General features: G+C 54.2%; 21 protein-coding genes. 20 read left to right on the top strand and 1 reads right to left on the bottom strand.

Features of this window, described 5'->3' with window-relative positions; genetic code table 11:
- Positions 1 to 100 precede the first annotated feature (100 nt).
- Positions 101 to 1,264, top strand: coding sequence for a 30S ribosomal protein S1 (rpsA, locus tag ACTVIM_RS10685; protein ID WP_033844081.1), 1,164 nt, complete (start codon positions 101 to 103; stop codon positions 1,262 to 1,264).
- A gap of 750 nt (positions 1,265 to 2,014) precedes the next feature.
- Here the strand turns inward: rpsA and ACTVIM_RS10680 are convergent.
- Positions 2,015 to 2,149, bottom strand: coding sequence for a YpzI family protein (locus tag ACTVIM_RS10680; protein ID WP_081897229.1), 135 nt, complete (start codon positions 2,147 to 2,149; stop codon positions 2,015 to 2,017).
- A gap of 1,233 nt (positions 2,150 to 3,382) precedes the next feature.
- Here ACTVIM_RS10680 and ACTVIM_RS10675 point away from each other — a divergent pair.
- The 19 genes from ACTVIM_RS10675 to aroH all read left to right on the top strand — a co-directional run bounded on the left by ACTVIM_RS10675 (position 3,383) and on the right by aroH (position 18,878).
- Positions 3,383 to 3,979 carry a YphA family membrane protein gene (locus tag ACTVIM_RS10675; protein WP_033844079.1) on the top strand — a complete coding sequence of 199 codons (597 nt, stop codon included), beginning with the start codon at positions 3,383 to 3,385 and terminating at the stop codon, positions 3,977 to 3,979.
- Entirely contained in the window at positions 3,976 to 4,878 is a 903-nt protein-coding gene (locus ACTVIM_RS10670) for a YIEGIA family protein (protein ID WP_033844078.1), read from the top strand. Before ACTVIM_RS10675 ends, ACTVIM_RS10670 begins: the two co-directional genes overlap by 4 nt.
- Complete coding sequence (locus tag ACTVIM_RS10665; RefSeq protein WP_033844077.1) at positions 4,868 to 5,053, top strand: capping complex subunit for YIEGIA; 186 nt, start codon at positions 4,868 to 4,870, stop codon at positions 5,051 to 5,053. Before ACTVIM_RS10670 ends, ACTVIM_RS10665 begins: the two co-directional genes overlap by 11 nt.
- 109 nt (positions 5,054 to 5,162) lie before the next feature.
- On the top strand, positions 5,163 to 6,473 hold the full coding sequence (gene der / locus ACTVIM_RS10660; RefSeq protein WP_033021196.1) for a ribosome biogenesis GTPase Der: 1,311 nt from the start codon (positions 5,163 to 5,165) through the stop codon (positions 6,471 to 6,473).
- A gap of 167 nt (positions 6,474 to 6,640) precedes the next feature.
- Positions 6,641 to 7,678 (top strand): NAD(P)H-dependent glycerol-3-phosphate dehydrogenase, encoded by a 1,038-nt coding sequence (locus ACTVIM_RS10655; RefSeq protein WP_172418800.1) that lies wholly within the window; start codon positions 6,641 to 6,643, stop codon positions 7,676 to 7,678.
- A 175-nt stretch (positions 7,679 to 7,853) separates the two neighbouring features.
- Positions 7,854 to 8,057: a DUF2768 domain-containing protein gene (locus ACTVIM_RS10650; protein WP_033021200.1), complete on the top strand. Its 204-nt coding sequence runs from the start codon at positions 7,854 to 7,856 to the stop codon at positions 8,055 to 8,057.
- 19 nt (positions 8,058 to 8,076) lie between these two features.
- Entirely contained in the window at positions 8,077 to 8,799 is a 723-nt protein-coding gene (locus tag ACTVIM_RS10645) for a hypothetical protein (RefSeq protein ID WP_172418514.1), read from the top strand.
- A 158-nt stretch (positions 8,800 to 8,957) separates the two neighbouring features.
- The gene (spoIVA, locus tag ACTVIM_RS10640; RefSeq protein ID WP_033844075.1) at positions 8,958 to 10,436 is read left to right on the top strand and encodes a stage IV sporulation protein A; all 1,479 of its coding nucleotides are present in this window, start codon (positions 8,958 to 8,960) and stop codon (positions 10,434 to 10,436) included.
- Positions 10,437 to 10,957: 521 nt separating this feature from the next.
- The gene (locus ACTVIM_RS10635; protein ID WP_008879623.1) at positions 10,958 to 11,230 is read left to right on the top strand and encodes an HU family DNA-binding protein; all 273 of its coding nucleotides are present in this window, start codon (positions 10,958 to 10,960) and stop codon (positions 11,228 to 11,230) included.
- Positions 11,231 to 11,356: 126 nt separating this feature from the next.
- Positions 11,357 to 11,923, top strand: a complete 567-nt coding sequence (folE, locus tag ACTVIM_RS10630) for a GTP cyclohydrolase I FolE (RefSeq protein WP_033844073.1) — start codon at positions 11,357 to 11,359, stop codon at positions 11,921 to 11,923.
- Between the two features lie 13 nt (positions 11,924 to 11,936).
- Entirely contained in the window at positions 11,937 to 12,161 is a 225-nt protein-coding gene (gene mtrB, locus ACTVIM_RS10625) for a trp RNA-binding attenuation protein MtrB (protein ID WP_008879621.1), read from the top strand.
- A 114-nt stretch (positions 12,162 to 12,275) separates the two neighbouring features.
- A complete protein-coding gene (locus ACTVIM_RS10620) occupies positions 12,276 to 13,052 on the top strand; it encodes a heptaprenyl diphosphate synthase component 1 (RefSeq protein WP_144977260.1) in 777 nt (258 codons plus the stop codon).
- A 4-nt stretch (positions 13,053 to 13,056) separates the two neighbouring features.
- Complete coding sequence (menG, locus tag ACTVIM_RS10615; RefSeq protein WP_033021206.1) at positions 13,057 to 13,761, top strand: demethylmenaquinone methyltransferase; 705 nt, start codon at positions 13,057 to 13,059, stop codon at positions 13,759 to 13,761.
- A 15-nt stretch (positions 13,762 to 13,776) separates the two neighbouring features.
- The gene (gene hepT / locus ACTVIM_RS10610; protein WP_445612577.1) at positions 13,777 to 14,739 is read left to right on the top strand and encodes a heptaprenyl diphosphate synthase component II; all 963 of its coding nucleotides are present in this window, start codon (positions 13,777 to 13,779) and stop codon (positions 14,737 to 14,739) included.
- Between the two features lie 98 nt (positions 14,740 to 14,837).
- Positions 14,838 to 15,287 (top strand): nucleoside-diphosphate kinase, encoded by a 450-nt coding sequence (gene ndk / locus ACTVIM_RS10605; RefSeq protein WP_033021210.1) that lies wholly within the window; start codon positions 14,838 to 14,840, stop codon positions 15,285 to 15,287.
- A gap of 71 nt (positions 15,288 to 15,358) precedes the next feature.
- Positions 15,359 to 16,129, top strand: coding sequence for a CheR family methyltransferase (locus ACTVIM_RS10600; protein ID WP_445612576.1), 771 nt, complete (start codon positions 15,359 to 15,361; stop codon positions 16,127 to 16,129).
- A 90-nt stretch (positions 16,130 to 16,219) separates the two neighbouring features.
- A complete protein-coding gene (gene aroC, locus ACTVIM_RS10595; RefSeq protein ID WP_033021220.1) occupies positions 16,220 to 17,386 on the top strand; it encodes a chorismate synthase in 1,167 nt (388 codons plus the stop codon).
- Positions 17,387 to 17,388: 2 nt separating this feature from the next.
- Entirely contained in the window at positions 17,389 to 18,489 is a 1,101-nt protein-coding gene (aroB, locus tag ACTVIM_RS10590) for a 3-dehydroquinate synthase (protein WP_445612575.1), read from the top strand.
- Positions 18,486 to 18,878, top strand: a complete 393-nt coding sequence (gene aroH / locus ACTVIM_RS10585; protein WP_445612574.1) for a chorismate mutase — start codon at positions 18,486 to 18,488, stop codon at positions 18,876 to 18,878. Before aroB ends, aroH begins: the two co-directional genes overlap by 4 nt.
- Positions 18,879 to 19,075 lie beyond the last annotated feature (197 nt).

Below are 19,075 nucleotides of genomic sequence, written 5' to 3'. Positions count from 1 at the left end.
TACTAATTAGAAAAGCGTCCTTCGTTTGCCGACAGCCGGCCGCGGCCACGGTGCGAGGCGCGCTTTTGACAGTTGCTAGTCGATGAAGGAGGGTTTTGCGATGACGGAAGAGATGAATGTGCAAGTGAACGTGTATGAGGTGGGCGACATCGTCCGCGGCAAAGTGGTCAAGCTCGAGGATAAGCAAGTGCTTGTTGAGGTGGAAAACAGCAAACAAAGCGGGATCATCCCGATCAGCGAGCTGTCGAACTTGCATATTGAGAAACCGAGCGATGCCGTCGCTGTTGGCGATGAGGTGACGGCCAAAGTCAAGAAGGTCGAAGAAGGTCAAGAGGGGGAAGAAGGGCTGCTCATTTTGTCCAAAAAAGCGGTCGACGCCGAGCGGGCGTGGGAGGAGCTGGAAGGCAAATTCGCAAGCGGCGAAACGTTTGAAACGGTCGTCAAGGACATCGTCAAAGGCGGGCTTGTCGCCGATGTCGGAGTGCGCGGCTTCATTCCGGCGTCGCTCGTTGAGCCCCACTATGTTGAAGACTTTTCGGACTACAAGGGAAAAACGTTGGCCGTCAAAGTCGTGGAGCTGGACCGCGAGAAAAATCGCGTCATTTTGTCGCACCGGGCGGTCGTAGAGGAAGAGCAAGAGCGGCAGCAAAAAGAGTTGCTTTCCCGTCTCGAGCCGGGGCAAGTGCTCGATGGCGTCGTCCGCCGCATTGCCGATTTCGGCGTCTTTGTCGATGTTGGTGGGTTTGATGGGCTCGTACATATTTCCCAGCTTTCCCACACGCGTGTCGCCCATCCGGCCGATGTGGTGAAAGAAGGCGATGCCGTCAAAGTCAAAGTGTTGGCTGTCGATCCGGAAAACGGACGCCTGTCGCTGTCGATCAAAGAAGCGCTGCCTGGCCCGTGGGAAGGCGTGAGCGCCAAAGTGAAACCGGGGGATGTCGTGGCGGGAACGGTGAAGCGGCTCGCGTCGTTCGGGGCATTTGTGGAAATTTTCCCGGGCGTCGAAGGACTGGTCCACGTTTCGCAAATTGCCAATCGCCGCATCGGTTCGCCGCATGAAGTGCTGAAAGAAGGCGATCAAGTCAAGGCAAAAGTGCTCGATGTCAACGAAGCGGAGCACCGCATTTCCTTGAGCATTCGCGCGCTGCTTGAAGAAGAGGCGGCTGCGCCGGCTGAGGATTACAGCTCGTACACAAGGACTGCGGAAGCGCGCGGCTTTCAGCTTGGCGAAGTGATCGGCGAACAGCTGAAAAAATTAAAATAACAGGCGGTGATCGAACGCCGGATCAAACGCGCGCAACGGCCGCTGACAGGGCGGTGCACAGCAGTAAAAAAGAGGGCCGAAACGGTCGCCCGTCTCCCGAATCGGCCCACCCTCGCGCGGCAGAAACGGCAAGCGAGATATAGCGGTGAAAAAGGGGGCTCGTTCGTTCGGGCCCCCTCTCTTTGTTGTTGGGGCGCCGAAAGACGAGAATCGACGTGCGGGCTTTCACGCCAAACAACCGAGAAATGAAGCCAGCCTGCCCGCCGCGGCCTCTTTGGTTGGCCGGCTGCTCCCGCGGTCAAAAAAAGTGCAGGCGTCCGTTCCGTGGGGACGCCTGCGCTTTTCCTCTAGAAGGCCGATGTTGAAGGGGAACTACTGCTCTCGAACCGTGTTTCTCAAACGGAAAATTCTTGCAACGTCATCATTTCATTCCTTGTCATTTCTCACCAATCGAACAACGTTGTTTTTCATCAGGTTTCTAGGAGGCTGGTGATTTAATCGTGATACCGCTTTACAATGTTATTTCTCACTTAGAAAAACCTTGTTACATCGGTCCTGCTTTTCGCTCATTCTCCTATTGATGAAAGGAATCAGCGGTTTTTCACCGGCCTTCTAGAAGGCCGGTGATTTAGGGCAAAATACCGCTGAGTTCTACTCATTTCTCAATGAGAGAAACCTCGCAGAATCAGCTTTCTTTTTGGAATGAAAATGTCGCCGATTGGTGTGTGACAGCGGTTTTTCACCAGCCTGCTAGTGCTTGTTCCGTTCGCGCGCTTCGTCTGGTGTATCGAGCCGAGCGGCTCCTTGATACGAAAGCGACTGGTCGCGGTCGGACTGAACTTGCCGCGACTGTTTCAGTTTTTTCTCCTGCCGGTCGTTTCCCATGATACGTTGCTCCTTTCTGTCCAAGGATCATTTTTACTATGGATTTCGACCAAGGATTTTATACATGGGATCTTGGAGGAAAGGACAAGGCGTTGAGGATGCGCAGGGATAACGTGAAAGATCGCTGATTCCTTTTATCAATGGGGGAACGCGTGAAAAGTAGGAGCGCTGCAACAAGGTTTGTCTAGTTAAGCAATGACATTGCAAAGTTCAATCACCGGCTCTGGAGAGGTTCCTCTTTCAGAGCATGGATATTGCGCAAATTTTCAAGTTGATATGGAAAGAAGGCAGATTTATGGTATCTTTGTTTTTCAACTTCCTATTTTTCTTTCTTATTTTGATTTTGATTTTGATTGTAGTGTTTCATGATTTTATCCCAAGAAAAATACTTGCCTATCTCTTTCCAAGTTTGATATTTCTCATTATGTTCATTCCGTTGCTAGGTCATTCTACTTTGTTGTTGAATTACCAGTTACGAACACAATTAGACAACTTATCAGTTGAGAAAGTGAATTTCCGCTCGGATCCGAAGGCGGTGGAGGAAATTCGTTCGTTAAATCATCCGCTTCGATTCAAAATTTTGTCAAAGACGAAAAAAGGAAGTCATGCCTTTGAGCTCGTTCTCAAAATGGAAGATAATCAACATCAATATTTCGTTCGAATGCGAAATTATACCGAACCATTTCAATGGCTTCCATTTAACGATTTTCAAATCAACCAAGTGAACAAAGTGAAATAATATTTGGGAAGCAGTATTCATTGAAGACGACGGCGAGATGAACCAAGTGAATAACGTGAAATAATATCCCCTTTGTGATATGTACTCCTATTACAACCGGAGATCAGCAAATGGTGCGTCCCCAAAAAGATCGTTCACCGACTTTTTGGGGACAGTTTCTGTTGGGGAGGGGACTGACCGAAAAGGCGATCTCCCCCTCAAAAGAATATCGTGTGGCAGAGATACGGCTGGTACTTATATGGCGATGAGACAGGTGTCCTGATCCTTTTGGACGCCCTCCGGCTTCTCCCCCCTTCTTTTCATTCTCGATAGGCCTGCTCTTTTTCGCTCACTCTTGCGTTTATTCCTGAGCAAGCTCGATCGTTTGCCCGTGTTTCAACAAAAACCTAGCGGCCCTTTTGGCGGAGGCGATAGGAAAGATGCCGCTGTGCCGCGGAACGAACGGTTAAGAAAGGAGAAAAGGTGGCATAATGAACATCATAAGGAGTGAAAAAATGGAAGGCGCTTATTTTTATGTCGGCTGTTGGTTGCTGTGGCTGATGGCGACCTTTTTTATGAAAAAGACACCGGAGCGGACCGCTTTGGCGGCGTTTGCGCTTTTGATGATCAGTTCCGCCTCGCTTGAATTGAAAATCGGTTCGATGCGGGCGGCGCTGTCCTTTTTTGTCCTTTTGTTCGCGTCTTGCTACGGGATGGTGAAGCAGCGGCCGTGCTCTTCCTTGCTGATGGTGTGGTCGACGTCGGGGGTGGCGTTTGCCTACGCCGCCTTGCGCCTGCTGGCTCTGTTTGATCCGGTGTGGATTTGGCTTGATGAGCGATGGCTGCTTGCTTGGTGGCTGGCGATCGTCAGCGCGTTGTTTCATCGCCGGCTTTTCGCCCGTCTTGTTTGTGTCGCCATGGGCGGCTGTCAAGGCGAGGTGGTGTATGCCTTGGCGATTGACCGCATGGCGCCCGACTATGTCATCGGTTCCTTTTCTTTTCTTGATGCGCTTGCCATTAGCGTGGCGTCGCTGCTTGTTTGGGAAATGATTCGCTTTTTTGCCTTCCAGCTCGAAGAAAAACGGCCGATAAGGAGGACGAGGCAGCCGTGAATGAATACACGTTTCCGATCTTATACGGAGTGATCGCCGGGGTGGTGACGCGCCTTTACTTGCTGCGCACCGATTACCGGCAATACCCGACGTATTTGCACGGTCGGACGATTCACCTTGCGCTTGGAGCGATTGCCGCTGGATTAGGAACGGTCGCCGTGCCGGCGATTATGGAAAAAGAGTTCGCAGCGATCACATTTTTGGCCTTGGCCGCCTCACAATTTCGCGATGTGCGCAACATGGAGCGCAACACGTTGAACGAGCTTGATCAGTATGAGCTCGTGCCGCGCGGCAAGACGTATATTGAAGGGATCGCCATCGTGTTTGAAGGACGAAATTATTTGGTCATCTTTGTTTCTTTTTTATCGACGCTGGCCTATCTCGTATGGAACATTGGGGCGGCGCTGGCCGCCAGCCTCATCGGCTTGGTGGTGGCGCGGCGGTTTATGAGCGGAAGCCGGCTGAAAGATATCGCCGACGTCCAGTATGTCAAGCCGCATTTTGAAGGGGCAGGGCTGTATGTGGACAACATCTACATCATGAACATTGGCTTGCCGGCGCGGCGCGAAGAAATTTTGCGCTATGGCATGGGGTTTGTTTTAACGCCGAAAAATTTCAACGCCCGCACGACGATCGCCAACCTCGGCCAGCGGCAAGCGATTTTGCACGATGTGTCAACAGCGCTCGGCATTTATCGGGACTCGGGGACGCCGGCGCTCGTGCCGCTCGCGAAGCGGGACTTAAACGATGGGCGCGTCGGTATTTTTGTTTTGCCGCAAGTAGAAGATGTCGAGAAGGCGAAGGCGGTCATTGAAAACGTTCCGGTGCTTGAAAGCGCCATCCGCATGCCGGCGAAGCGGCCCTGGAAGCGGAGAGGAGGTGGCGGTGATGACGCATGAAAAAATGATTTTGGCCATTGTGACGACCAAGGGCGAAACCGTGGCCGGCGGCGCGCCGATCTTTCTTTGTCAGACCAACGAGGAAATGGTGCGGATCGCCGCTAATTTAGAGGCGATTTTGGATGGCATCGCCCATGAATTGAGCGAGGGGCTTCTTATTATCGTCAAACATTAGTTGTTGAGCGTTTCGCTTTTTGATAAAATAAAGCAGCTGCGGTATGCCCTTTTCGAAAAGGGCGTTTTTCACGAGGAACGATATAAAAATGACGATAAAGGGTGGTAGCATGGCGAATCCAGTCGTGGCCATTGTCGGCCGTCCGAATGTGGGGAAATCGACGATTTTCAACCGCATCGTCGGGGAGCGCATTTCCATCGTTGAAGACGTACCCGGAGTGACGCGCGACCGCATTTACAGCCGGGCCGAATGGCTGAACCATTCGTTTTACTTGATCGATACCGGGGGCATTGACATCGGCGATGAGCCGCTGCTTGTGCAAATTCGTCAGCAGGCGGAAATCGCGATCGATGAGGCCGATGTCATCATTTTTATGACCAACGGCCGCGATGGCGTGACCGCGGCCGATGAAGAAGTGGCCAAGCTGCTTCATCGCTCGAACAAGCCGGTTGTGCTCGCGGTGAACAAAATCGACAATCCGGAGATGCGCGATTTGATTTATGACTTTTACGCCCTCGGTTTTGGAGAGCCGTATCCGATTTCCGGGGCGCACGGGACGGGGCTTGGTGATTTGCTTGACGCCGTTGTCCGTCATTTCCCGAAAGGCGGCGGGCAGGAATATGAGGAGGACGTGATTAAATTTTGCTTGATTGGCCGCCCCAATGTCGGCAAGTCGTCGCTAGTGAACGCCATTTTAGGCGAAGAGCGGGTCATCGTCAGCGATATCGCCGGCACGACGAGGGACGCTGTGGACACCTCGTTCGTGCGCGACGGGCAGGAATATGTTATCATTGATACGGCAGGGATGCGCAAGCGAGGAAAAATTTATGAAAGCACGGAAAAATATAGCGTCTTGCGCGCGTTAAGAGCCATTGAACGCTCGGACGTCGTGCTTGTCGTGCTAAACGCCGAAGAAGGCATCATCGAACAGGACAAAAAAATCGCCGGATATGCCCATGAGGCCGGACGCGGCGTCATTTTGGTCGTCAACAAATGGGATGCCATTGAAAAAGACGACAAAACGATGGTCGAGTTTGAGCGGAAGATTCGCGATCATTTTCCATTTTTGGATTATGCGCCGCTTTTGTTTGTGTCAGCGAAGACAAAACAGCGGCTGCATAAGCTTTTGCCGCTCGTCCAGCTTGTGAGCGACAACCACGCGATGCGCGTTCAGACGAATGTGCTCAATGAAGTCATTATGGACGCAGTGGCGATGAATCCGACGCCGACGCACAACGGCAAGCGGCTAAAAATTTATTACATGACGCAAGTGGCCGTCAAACCGCCGACGTTTGTCGCGTTTGTCAACGATCCGGAATTGATGCATTTTTCATATGAGCGCTTTTTGGAAAACCGCATTCGCGACGCGTTCGGCTTTGAAGGCACGCCGATCAAAATCATCGCCCGTCCGCGGAAATAAGGAGAGAGCCGATCTTTTTGATCGGGCAGGGGAGGTCAGTGCGCGCGCTCCATAGGGCAGCTCAGCTGCTGGGGGCCGCCTCTGTTTCTGGCGAAGGCGGGATGGAGACGGAGCGATGCGGCTGCTTTTTCACGCTTGCGACAATGGGACGAAGGAAGTGGGAAACGATGGAGAATATCGCCGTACTGGGAGCGGGAAGCTGGGGCACGGCGTTGGCGCTCGTTTTGGCCGACAACGGGCATCGCGTCCGTCTTTGGAGCCATCGCGCTGAACAAGTAAGAGAGATCAACGAGCGGCGGACGAACGAAAAATATTTACCCGCCGCCCGTTTGCCAGAATCCGTCGTGGGGTATGACGATCTTTGCGCTGCGCTTGACGGTCTTTCCATCGTCGTGTTGGCCGTGCCGACGAAGGCGATCCGCACGGTGCTCAACCAAGCGCGTTCTTGCTTGACGGCACCGATCACGGTCGTTGCCGTCAGCAAAGGAATCGAGCCAGGGACGCATAAGCGAGTGTCGGAAATGGTGATGGAAGAGCTCGGCGAATGGCTTGAGGATGTCGTCGTCCTTTCCGGGCCGAGCCATGCTGAGGAGGTCGTGCTCCGCCATCCGACGACCGTGGCGGTATCCTCGCCCAATATGGAAGCGGCGCGCCGCATCCAAGACCTCTTTATGAACCATCACTATTTCCGCGTGTATACGAACCCGGATTTAATCGGCGTTGAAGTTGGCGGAGCGTTGAAAAACATCATCGCCTTGGCCGCTGGCATCAGTGACGGGCTCGGCTACGGAGATAACGCCAAAGCGGCCCTCATTACAAGAGGTCTCGCCGAGATTGCCCGCCTCGGCTGCGCCCTCGGCGCTAACCCGCTGACGTTCGCCGGTTTGACGGGAGTCGGCGATTTGATCGTCACGTGCACGAGCGTTCATTCCCGCAACTGGCGGGCTGGGCACATGCTCGGTCAAGGGAAAAAGCTCGACGAGGTGCTCGAGAGCATGGGGATGGTCGTCGAAGGGGTGCGGACGACCAAAGCTGCCTATGAGCTGGCGAAGGAGCTTGGTGTGAAGATCCCGATCACTGAAGCGCTCTATGACGTGCTGTTTGCTGGCAAAGACCCGAAAGAGGCGGTCGATTCGCTGATGGCGCGCGGAAAAAAAGAGGAAATGGATGACCTCAACACCATTTTTGCGGCGCAAGAATCGTGAAAATAGGCCAATGACGGTACAAGTTGTCTTCGGTGTGCATACAATATGGCGAACGATCATCGGCTTGAGCTTCCGGAAGGGTATAAGGCGATGCTGGAGTAAAGAAAGCCCCGCTTTACTTCAGCTTTTTTTATGTCGATGGTATAATGATAGTTGTCGAAAAGGGGGAGCGTGTATGTCACCGGCGCTAGCGAAAATGTGGATCGCCATCACGTCAATGGTGTTTATGTTTCTTTCAGTCGGCTTCATTTATTTGAGCCGCTATAAAATCAAGATGAAATGGCTGCGCTTTCTTTTGGCGTTCATCGCTTACATCCTGCTGATTGTATCGGGCATCATCATCGTTTTTGTCGTGTTCAGCGGACCGACGCCGCAATAGGCAAAGGATGGAGGAACCTATGAAACAGATCGCTCGCTTGCTTTTAGCTTGCTTGTTTCTCGCGCTGCTTTCCGGGTGTTTGTATCCGCAAGAGCGGCTAAAACAAAACCAAATTCCTTACAAAGATCAAGTCGCGGCGGTGCAATCGGCGGTCGACGAATACCGGAAGGAGACCGGGGGGCTTTTGCCGATCAAAACACGGGATATGAAAACGCCACTGTACCTAAAATACCCGGTCGATTTTCAAAAACTCGTCCCGCGCTACATGCAGGAGCCGCCGGGAAACGCCTATGAAAGCGGGGGCGTCTTTCAATATATCATTATTGATGCGGAAACGAAGCCGACGGTCAAGCTTCTTGATCTGCGCCTAGCCGAGCGCGTCCGCGATTTGAAGCTGCGGCTGAGAATGTATACGGACGAGCACCGTTATCCGCCGTTTCAAGACGTCGTTGCGCCCGGTGTGTTCACCCTTGATTACAAAAAACTTGGCTACAAAGAGCCGCCGTATGCGGTCAGCCCGTTTTCCGGCAACAACTTGCCGTTTGTCATCGATGGGAACGGCGAGATTTACATCGATTATCGCGCTGATTTGTACGCGGCTTTAAAGAAATATCGGCACCATTATCGACCCGGCGATGATATTCGTCCGTTGTTGACCGACCATTCGCTTTTCGTGCCGGCGTATTCGTTGCCGTATACGATCGATGTGAAAACGAACGAACCGATTTTTTTCACGAAATAAGTCATCATCCCTTCTCTAGGAAAATACATTCTAGAGAAGGGATTTTTTCTTGCTTTTAGTCATAACTGAATCGGACAACATCATATGCATATAGTGTCCTGCTCTATTGGTTCATCTCGCTGTTTCCAATAACGACCGAAGGACTGGAGGGAAGCCGTTTGGAAAAGGTCGATCTTTTTAAAGATATCGCCGAGCGGACTGGGGGCGACATTTATTTAGGGGTAGTCGGCGCGGTTCGCACCGGGAAATCGACGTTCATTAAGCGTTTTATGGAGCTGGTGGTCATTCCGAACATTAAAAACGAAGCCGACAAGGCGCGCGCTCAAGACGAGCTGCCACAAAGCGCCGCCGGCAAGACGATCATGACGACGGAGCCGAAATTTGTGCCGAATCAGGCCGTGACGGTGAAAGTCGATGAAGGGCTCGAAGTCAACATTCGTCTCGTCGACTGCGTTGGCTACGCCGTGCCCGGCGCCAAAGGATATGAGGATGAAAACGGGCCGCGGATGATTCACACCCCTTGGTATGAAGAGCCGATTCCGTTCCAAGAGGCGGCGGAAATCGGGACAAGAAAAGTCATTCAAGAACATTCGACGATCGGGGTCGTCATTACGACCGACGGCACGATCGGGGAAATTCCGCGCCAAGACTACATCGAAGCGGAAGAGCGGGTGATTGGCGAGCTGAAAGAAGTCGGCAAGCCGTTCATTATGATCGTCAACACTGTTCGGCCCCACCATCCGGAAACCGAGGCGCTCCGCCGTGAGCTTGCGGAAAAATACGATATTCCGGTGCTCGCCATGAGCGTGGAAAGCATGCGCGAAGCCGACGTGTATAACGTGCTCCGCGAAGCATTGTATGAATTTCCGGTCCTTGAAGTGAACGTCAACTTGCCGAGCTGGGTGATGGTGCTGCGCGAAGACCATTGGCTGCGCGAAAGCTACCAAGAAGCGGTGCGTGACACGGTCAAAGACATTAAACGGCTGCGCGACGTCGACCGGGTTGTGCAGCAGTTTGCCGAGTACGATTTCATCGAAAAAGCGCAGCTTGCCGGTATCGAAATGGGGCAAGGGATCGCCGAAATCGACTTGTACGCACCGGATGAGCTGTACGATCAAATTTTAAAAGAAATCGTCGGTGTCGAGATTCGCGGCAAAGACCATCTGCTTCAGTTGATGCAAGATTTCGCCCATGCGAAAGCGGAATATGATCAAATCGCCGATGCCTTGAAAATGGTCAAACAAACCGGCTACGGAATCGCCGCTCCCGCTTTGTCGGACATGAGCCTTGACGAACCGGAAATCATCCGCCAAGGGTCGCGCTTTGGTGTCCGTCTGAAAGCCGTTGCGCCGTCGATTCATATGATCAAAGTCGACGTCGAATCGGAGTTTGCGCCGATCATCGGCACGGAAAAGCAAAGCGAAGAGCTCGTTCGCTATTTGATGCAAGATTTTGAGGACGATCCGCTGTCGATTTGGAATTCCGATATTTTTGGCCGCTCGCTCAGCTCCATCGTCCGCGAAGGCATTCAGGCGAAGCTGGCGCTCATGCCAGAAAACGCCCGCTACAAGCTGAAAGAAACGCTTGAGCGCATCATCAACGAAGGCTCCGGCGGCCTCATCGCCATTATTTTATAGAAAAAGTTTCATGGGCAGCGCGATCTGCCCTCCACCCAAGGATGAAAATCTCGCGCCAGTTCGGCATTTTCGTGGAAAAGAAGAGGCCGCGCGCCCAAGCTCCCGAGGAACAATGTTCCCCGCCTGCAGCAGTGCTTGTACTTCGAGGGCGGGGGTATTTTGCGGCCGGAGCTAGATAGAAAAGAAAAACGGAGGCCGCGCGCCAAGCTCCCGAAAAGGGGGCTTTTTTTTGATGTCGTTTTTTCAACTGCGAAGCGGCAACGGGAAAAAATCGCCCAACCCCTTGAGAAATCAGGATTGGTACTTGATTATAGGCATGGCGTTATGGTAATCTTTTATCTGAAATCGTTGTTTTGGTGAAATATGCCTAAAATTGGCCGTTTTTGCGAAAAAAGAGGTTGAATTCTTGCGGTGAATTGGTTAAGATTAGGCATGTCACCGTTCCTTGCAATGTATAGAAACGCAGAAAAGTGTCTACAAATGGCAGTAAACAAGCAAAGCCTTGGGAGGAGGTGAATGGCATGAACAAAACGGAATTGATCAACGCGGTCGCTGAAACAAGCGGTCTTTCGAAAAAAGATGCAACAAAAGCCGTTGATGCGGTGTTTGATTCGATTACAGAAGCGCTGCGAAAAGGCGATAAAGTGCAATTAATCGGCTTTGGGAACTTTGAAGTGCGCGAGCGCGCCGCTCGCAAAGGACGCAACCCGCAAACGGGCGAAGAAATGGAAATTCCGGCGAGCAAAGTTCCTGCATTCAAACCGGGCAAAGCGTTGAAAGACGCTGTCAAATAAGCCTACATAGCCGGAGTGGAGAAAAGAAGGGCAGGTGTACACCGCCCTTCTTTTTTGTGTTTTTCTCATCCCTATGCTAGAATCGGATTACATGCAGCTTTTACGATGCAGGAGGATGTTATTTGTATGCCAGAGATCAATATTGCACAAATTGAATATGCCGTTCGTCTCATTCTCGAGGCGATCGGAGAAGATCCGAACCGCGAAGGGCTTGTCGATACGCCAAAACGGGTGGCGAAAATGTATGCCGAGGTGTTCGCCGGGCTCAACGAAGATCCGAAGCAGCACTTTCAGACCGTTTTCAGCGAAGAGCATGAAGAGCTCGTGCTCGTCAAAGATATTCCGTTTTATTCGATGTGCGAACACCATTTGGTTCCATTTTTCGGCGTTGCCCATGTCGCCTATATTCCCCGGGGAGGAAAAGTGACCGGCTTGAGCAAGCTCGCGCGGGCGGTTGAGGCGGTGGCGCGCCGTCCGCAGCTGCAAGAGCGCATCACAGCGACGGTCGCCGACTCGATCGTCGAGGCGCTCGAGCCGTATGGGGTGATGGTTGTCGTGGAGGCGGAACATATGTGCATGACGATGCGCGGCGTCAAAAAACCGGGAGCGAAAACGGTGACAACGGCGGTGCGCGGCGTGTTTGAAACGGATGCCAACGCCCGCGCGGAAGTGCTTTCGTTAATCAAAGCGTAAGGAGGAAAGGTCGATGTACACAAACAGCGACTTTGTCGTCATCAAGGCGCTCGAAGACGGGGTGAATGTGATTGGACTGACGCGCGGCGCCGACACGCGATTCCACCATTCGGAAAAACTGGACAAAGGGGAAGTGTTGATCGCCCAGTTCACCGAACATACGTCGGCGATCAAAGTGAGGGGAAAGGCGTACATCCAAACGCGCCATGGCGCAATTGAATCGGAAGGGAAAAAGTGATTCGGCAAATTTCTAGCAAACTAGAGCGCTTTCGGCAAAATTATGTTATAATGAGTCCGACATGACGGTGCGGATATTTTTTCGGGGACAAGGGTGGTTGATGTGAATGGCATCATGGTGAAACTGGCTTCATTGAAGGAACAAATTGAACGTCTGCTCGATCATCCATACTTGCGCGCGCATATACCGGTGCCGGCTGTGGACGAAGATCGGCTGCTGCTTTCGCTGTCGATGCTTGATGGCGCCAAAGAGGCGCTGGACGAGCCAGATCGGTGCATCACGGCCATGATGCTGATGCAAATCGCTCTTGACACCCATGAAGATGTGACGGATCGCGGCGGCGATTTGCGGACGCGGCAGCTCGCCGTTTTGGCCGGGGACTTGTACAGCGGGCTTTTTTACGAGCTGTTGGCCCGCTCCGGCGATGCGGCGCTGATCCGGCTGTTTGCCGAGGCGGTCCGCGAGGTGAACGAACAAAAAGTGCTGCTGTATGAGAAAAAAACGGAGCAGCTCGAACGGCTCGTTTCCGCCGTTGCTACGGTTGAATCAGCGCTGCTCGTCAAGCTCGCCGACCGCATCGGGGCGCCGCAGTGGGGGCAGTTTGCCCGCCATTATTTGCTGCTGCGGCGCTTGCGCTCGGAAAAAGAATCGTTTGTTCGCGGCGGGGCGTCGGCACTGTTTGACCAGATGGCGCGCATCGCCTTCCCGCGGGTGAAGGCGGTGAAGGAACCGCGTCGGCAGCTGCTTCGCCTTTGCGATCGTTATATCGACCGTTGTCAAGAAGCGCTGTTTGCGGCGAATCTGCCGCTGAACAGTTTGTTGGCGCTTCGTCTCGCCGAGCTTTCCGGCGGGTTTCAAGCCATCGGCAAAAAGACGGTGGAAGAAGGGTAGAAGGATGCATCAATCGAAGGAAGAGCGAGTCCATCGTGTATTTGAAACCATTTCTGCTCATTACGACCGAATGAATTCGGTGATCAGCTTTCGCCGCCATCTCAAGTGGCGTGAAGATGTGATGCGGCGGATGAACGTGCAAAAAGGGAAAAGAGCGCTTGACGTTTGCTGCGGAACGGCTGACTGGGCGATCGCGCTAGCTGAAGCGGTCGGCCCGGAGGGGGAAGTGTACGGCCTTGATTTCAGCGAAAACATGCTGAAAGTCGGCGAGCAAAAGGTGAAGGCGCGCGGCCTCGCCAATGTGACGCTCATCCACGGCAACGCGATGCAGCTGCCGTTTCCCGACAACACATTTGATTATGTCACGATCGGCTTTGGCTTGCGCAATGTTCCCGATTACATGACAGTGCTTCGGGAAATGCACCGCGTCACGAAGCCGGGGGGCATGACCGTCTGTCTGGAGACGTCGCAGCCGACACTGTTTGGCTTTCGCCAGCTGTACTACCTGTATTTTCGGTTTATCATGCCGCTGTTTGGCAAGCTGTTGGCGAAAAGCTACGAGGAGTATTCATGGCTGCAAGAGTCGGCGCGCGAGTTTCCGGGGCGGGATGAGCTGGCCGAGATGTTTCGCCAAGCTGGCTTTGTCGATGTCGAGGTCAAACCGTACACGTTCGGCGTCGCGGCGATGCACATAGGCTATAAACGATGAGTTAAGGTGAACACCATGAAGTTGAAGGCCATTTATTCGTTTTTACATGATGATTTGGCGGCAGTGGAAACGGAGCTCGAGCGGACGGTCCGGTCCGAGTACGGGGCGCTTGGAGAAGCGGCGCTTCACTTGTTGCAGGCGGGCGGAAAGCGGATCCGTCCCGTTTTTGTCTTGCTTGCGGCCCGTTTTGGCCAAGCGGACGTCGAACAGGTGAAACATGTCGCCGTCGCGCTCGAGCTCATTCATATGGCGTCGCTCGTCCACGATGACGTCATCGATGACGCCGACACGCGCCGCGGCCGGCCGACGATCAAAGCGAAATGGAGCAACCGCTTTGCCATGTACACCGGCGATTATTTGTTTGCCCGTTCGCTGGAACGGATGGCGGCGCTCGATGACCCGCGCGCCCATCAAGTGCTGGCGGAGACGATTGTCGAAGTGTGCCGCGGGGAAATCGAGCAAATCAAGGACAAATACCGATTCGACCAGCCGCTGCGCACGTATTTGCGGCGCATCCGCCGCAAAACGGCGCTATTGATCGCTGCCAGCTGCCAGCTTGGCGCGTTAGCCGCCGGCGCCCCCGAAGCGGTGACCAACCGGCTGTATTGGTTCGGCCATTACGTCGGCATGTCGTTTCAAATCACCGATGACATTCTCGACTTTACCGGGACGGAAGAACAGCTCGGCAAACCGGCCGGGAGCGATCTGCTGCAAGGAAACATCACGCTGCCGGTGCTGTATGCCCTTGGCGATGCGCGCGTGCGGTCTAAAATTACCGCCGTCGGCGCGGACACGAATGCGGAAGAGATGGCCGCTATATTGGCGGCGATCAAACAAACGGACGCCATCGAGCGGTCGTATGCGCTCAGCGACCGTTATTTGGAAAAGGCGCTCCACCTCCTCGATGAGCTGCCGGCCAACCAGGCGCGCTCCTTGTTGCGCGATCTCGCGCTGTATATTGGAAAAAGGGATTATTAGCGCTTTCAAGGAGTCGGTTGCCAACGGCGGGAAACCATGATACTATGATGGGTGGGAGCTTGTCTCCCAGTACATACGACGGTAGGGGTGGAGAGCGAATGGCAGAACGGACATTCATCATGGTGAAGCCGGACGGAGTTCAACGCAATTTGATCGGCGAGATTGTCGCCCGCTTTGAAAAAAAGGGCTTCCAGCTCGTTGGCGCCAAGCTGATGCAAGTGTCGCGCGAACTGGCTGAGCAACATTACGCCGAGCATAAAGAGCGCCCGTTCTTCGGCGAACTCGTTGATTTCATCACTTCCGGGCCGGTGTTTGCCATGGTGTGGGAAGGCGAAAACGTAATCGCCGCCGCCCGGCAAATGATGGGGAAAACGAATCCACAGGAGGCTGCCCCCGGCACGATCCGCGGCGACTTCGGTTTGACGGTCGGCAAAAACGTCATCCACGGCTCCGACTCGCCGCAAAGCGCCGAACGGGAAATCAATTTGTTCTTTAAAGAAGACGAGCTCGTCCGCTACTCGAAACAGATCAACGCATGGCTGTACTGATGCGAAGACCGGCCGCAATTCGGCCGGTTTTCCATTTTCATCATCGATCCATGAGGGAGAGGGAGACGACGATGGACGATTACGCGCAGTTTATCGCCAAAGTGAAACGAAAAACAGGCATCGATTTGTCCTTGTACAAAGAAGCGCAGATGAAGCGGCGGCTGGCGGCGCTTTACGCCAAAAAAGGATTGAACAGCTTCACCGAACTGTTTGCGGCGATGGAAAAAGATCCGGCTCTATGGCATGAGTGTTTGGATCGCATGACGATCAATGTGTCCGAATTTTACCGAAATGCCAAACGGTGGGAAGTGTTGGAACAGACCATTTTGCCGCGGCTCTTAGCGGAAAACCCTCGTCCGCGCGTATGGAGCGCCGCGTGCTCGACCGGCGAAGAGCCGTATACGTTGGCGATGGTGCTGGCTCAGCACGTGCCGCTTCCGCGCATCTCGGTGCTGGCGACCGACATCGATGAAAACGCGCTCGCCCGCGCGCGGCTTGGCTTGTACAGCGAACGATCGCTCGCCGAGCTGCCGGAGGCGATGAGAAAAAAATTTTTTACGAAAGACGGCGATTGGTATAAAATAGACGACAAGATCAAGCGGACGGTGACGTTTGAGAAACATAACCTGCTCGCTGATCCGTTTCCGGGGCCGTTTGATTTAATTGTCTGCCGCAATGTGCTCATTTATTTTACCGAGGAGGCGAAGCGGACGCTGTATCGGAAGTTCCATGCGGCACTGCGGCCCGGCGGCGTGCTGTTTGTCGGCAGCACCGAGCAAATTTTCAACCCCGGCTTGTATGGGTTCGAGGTGGAGGAAACGTTTTTTTACCGTCGAAAGTAGCAGTTTTTTTTTCAAATCACTATTTTCATTTTTCGCATTTATGATATATTTTTACTTAAACGCGTTAAAGACCTGAAGGGAGAGACGAAGGTGCGGTATTTGACAGCAGGGGAATCGCACGGCCCGCAACTGACGGCCATTTTGGAAGGAGTGCCGGCCGGTCTAGAGCTGCGCGCCGAGCATATCAATCAAGAATTGGCGCGTCGGCAAAAAGGGTACGGGCGTGGCCGGCGTATGCAGATCGAAAAAGACGAAGTGAACATCACCGCCGGCGTCAGGCACGGCAAAACGCTCGGTTCGCCGATCGCGCTCGTCGTCGAGAATCGCGATTTTAAACATTGGCAAACGATTATGGCGGTTGAACCGGTGGATGACGAAGCGGAAGTGAAGCGGAAAGTGACGCGTCCGCGGCCGGGGCATGCCGATTTAAACGGCGCTCTGAAATACGGGCATCGCGATATGCGCAATGTGCTCGAGCGTTCGTCAGCGCGCGAAACGACCGTGCGTGTCGCCGCCGGAGCGGTGGCGAAACGCATTTTGCAAGAGGTCGGCATCCGCGTCGCCGGCCATGTCATCGAAATCGGCGGCGTGCGCGCCAAGAAGCTTGATTATCGTTCGCTGGAGGAATTGCAGGCGGTGACGGAAGAGTCGCCGGTGCGCTGCTTTGACCCGGAGGCGGGGCAAAAAATGATGGAAGCGATCGATCAAGCGAAGAAAAACGGCGATTCGATCGGCGGCATCGTGGAAGTGATCGTTGAGGGCGTTCCGGCTGGAGTCGGCAGCTATGTCCATTACGACCGGAAGCTTGACGCCAAAATCGCCGCGGCGGTCGTCAGCATCAACGCGTTTAAAGGCGTTGAATTCGGAATCGGCTTTGAAGCGGCGCGCCGTCCGGGAAGCGAAGTGCACGATGAGATCGTTTGGAGCCCGGAAGAAGGCTTTTCGCGCCGCACCAACCGGGCGGGCGGCTTTGAAGGCGGGGTGACGACCGGGATGCCGATCGTCGTTCGCGGGGTGATGAAGCCGATCCCGACGCTGTATAAACCGCTGCAAAGCGTTGACATCGACACGAAAGAACCGTTTGCGGCCAGCATCGAACGGTCGGACAGCTGCGCCGTGCCGGCGGCGAGCGTCGTTGCCGAGGCGGTCGTTGCCTGGGAAGTGGCCGCGGCGATCGTGGCGCAATTCGGGCAGGATCGGATCGACTTGATCAAGGAAAACGTCGAGCGCGCCCGGCGTTACGCGAGGGAGTTTTGACGATGATCGAGCGAACGATCGAAACGGCGACGAAACTATATCCGCTTCTTTTAGGGGATGGCGCGGCCGGTGCGCTGCCAAGTTTGCTGCGGTCGCTCTCCTGCCCGCCTGGAACGAAGCTGCTGATGGTCACGGATGAGGTTGTGGCGTCGTTGTATTTGGATGAGGTGCGGTCGTTGCTCGTCGCTGCCGGTTATGATGCCTCGGCCTTTGTCATTCCGAGCGGCGAGGCGGCCAAGTCGTTTGAGAATTATTACGCCTGCCAAACGGCAGCGCTCGAGTTTGGCCTTGATCGCCGCTCGATCATTGTTGCGCTCGGCGGCGGCGTTGTCGGCGATTTGGCCGGATTTGTCGCCGCTACCTATATGCGGGGCATCCGCTACATCCAAATGCCGACGACATTGTTGGCCCATGACAGCGCCGTCGGCGGCAAGGTCGCCATCAACCATCCGCGCGGAAAAAATATGATCGGCGCTTTCCATCAGCCCGAGGCCGTGGTGTATGACACCGCGTTTTTGCGCACGCTGCCTGAGCGTGAACTCCGCTCCGGATTTGCCGAGGTCATCAAACATGCGCTCATCCGCGACCGCCGCTTTTACGAGTGGCTGCGCGCCGAAATCAAGACGTTGTCTGACTTGCGCGGCGAGAAGCTCGTTTATTGCATCGAAAAAGGCATTGACATTAAGGCGGCAATCGTGCGCGAAGATGAAAAAGAGACCGGGGTGCGCGCTCATTTGAACTTCGGCCATACGCTCGGCCATGCGCTAGAGAGCGAGTGCGGGTACGGCGCGCTCACCCACGGGGAGGCCGTGGCGATCGGCATGTTGTTTGCCGTGCTAGTTAGCGAACGCTTCTACGGCTGCTCGTTCGCCGCTGAGCGCCTGGACGAGTGGCTGGCCGGATACGGCTTCCCGACCGCGCCGCCGCCAACGGTTCAGCCCGTCCGTCTGCTTGAACGAATGAAGGGCGACAAAAAGTCATACGCCGGGACGGTGAGAATGGTGCTGCTTCGCGCGATTGGCGACGTGGAAGTAGCGGAGCTGGAGGATGGCTGCCTGCTCGCATGGCTTGAGGAGTTTGTCCGACAGGGGGGAGGGCGATGATCCGCGGCATTCGCGGGGCGATCACGGTCGAACAAAACGAGGCGAACGAAATCGTAACGGCGACAGAAACGTTGTTGCGCGAGATGATCCGCGCCAATGATGTCGCCGCTGATCACGTGTCCTTCGTGCTCATTTCCGTCACTGATGACATCGATGCGGCGTTTCCGGCGCAGGCGCTGCGGCGAATTGACGGTTGGACGTATGTGCCGGTCATGTGTACAAGAGAAATTCCAGTGCCCGGCTCTTTGCCGCGCTGCATTCGCGTCATGATGACGGTGGCGACCGAGAAGGGACAGCATGAGATCCACCATGTGTATTTGGGAGAGGCGGTCGGGCTGCGGCCCGACTTATCCGATCGTGAAAGCCGCTTCGGAGAATGTCAACGTTGACAGAAAAAACAGAAATGTAATATAGTGAAAATAACTTCTTTGCCCGCCTAGAAGGCCGGTGAAAAACCGCTGTCAACACCAAGCGGCGGCTTTTCAAAGAAAGCTGATTCGGCAAGGGTTCTCTCATTGAGAAACGGATGGGATCAGTAGCACTTTACACGAAATCCCCGTCTTTCTAGATGGCTTGGTGAAAAACG

This window comes from Geobacillus sp. YF-1 (genome assembly GCF_052692335.1).
Note: the sequence above shows the minus strand (reverse complement) of the source record. Positions and strands in the feature narration are given on the sequence as shown.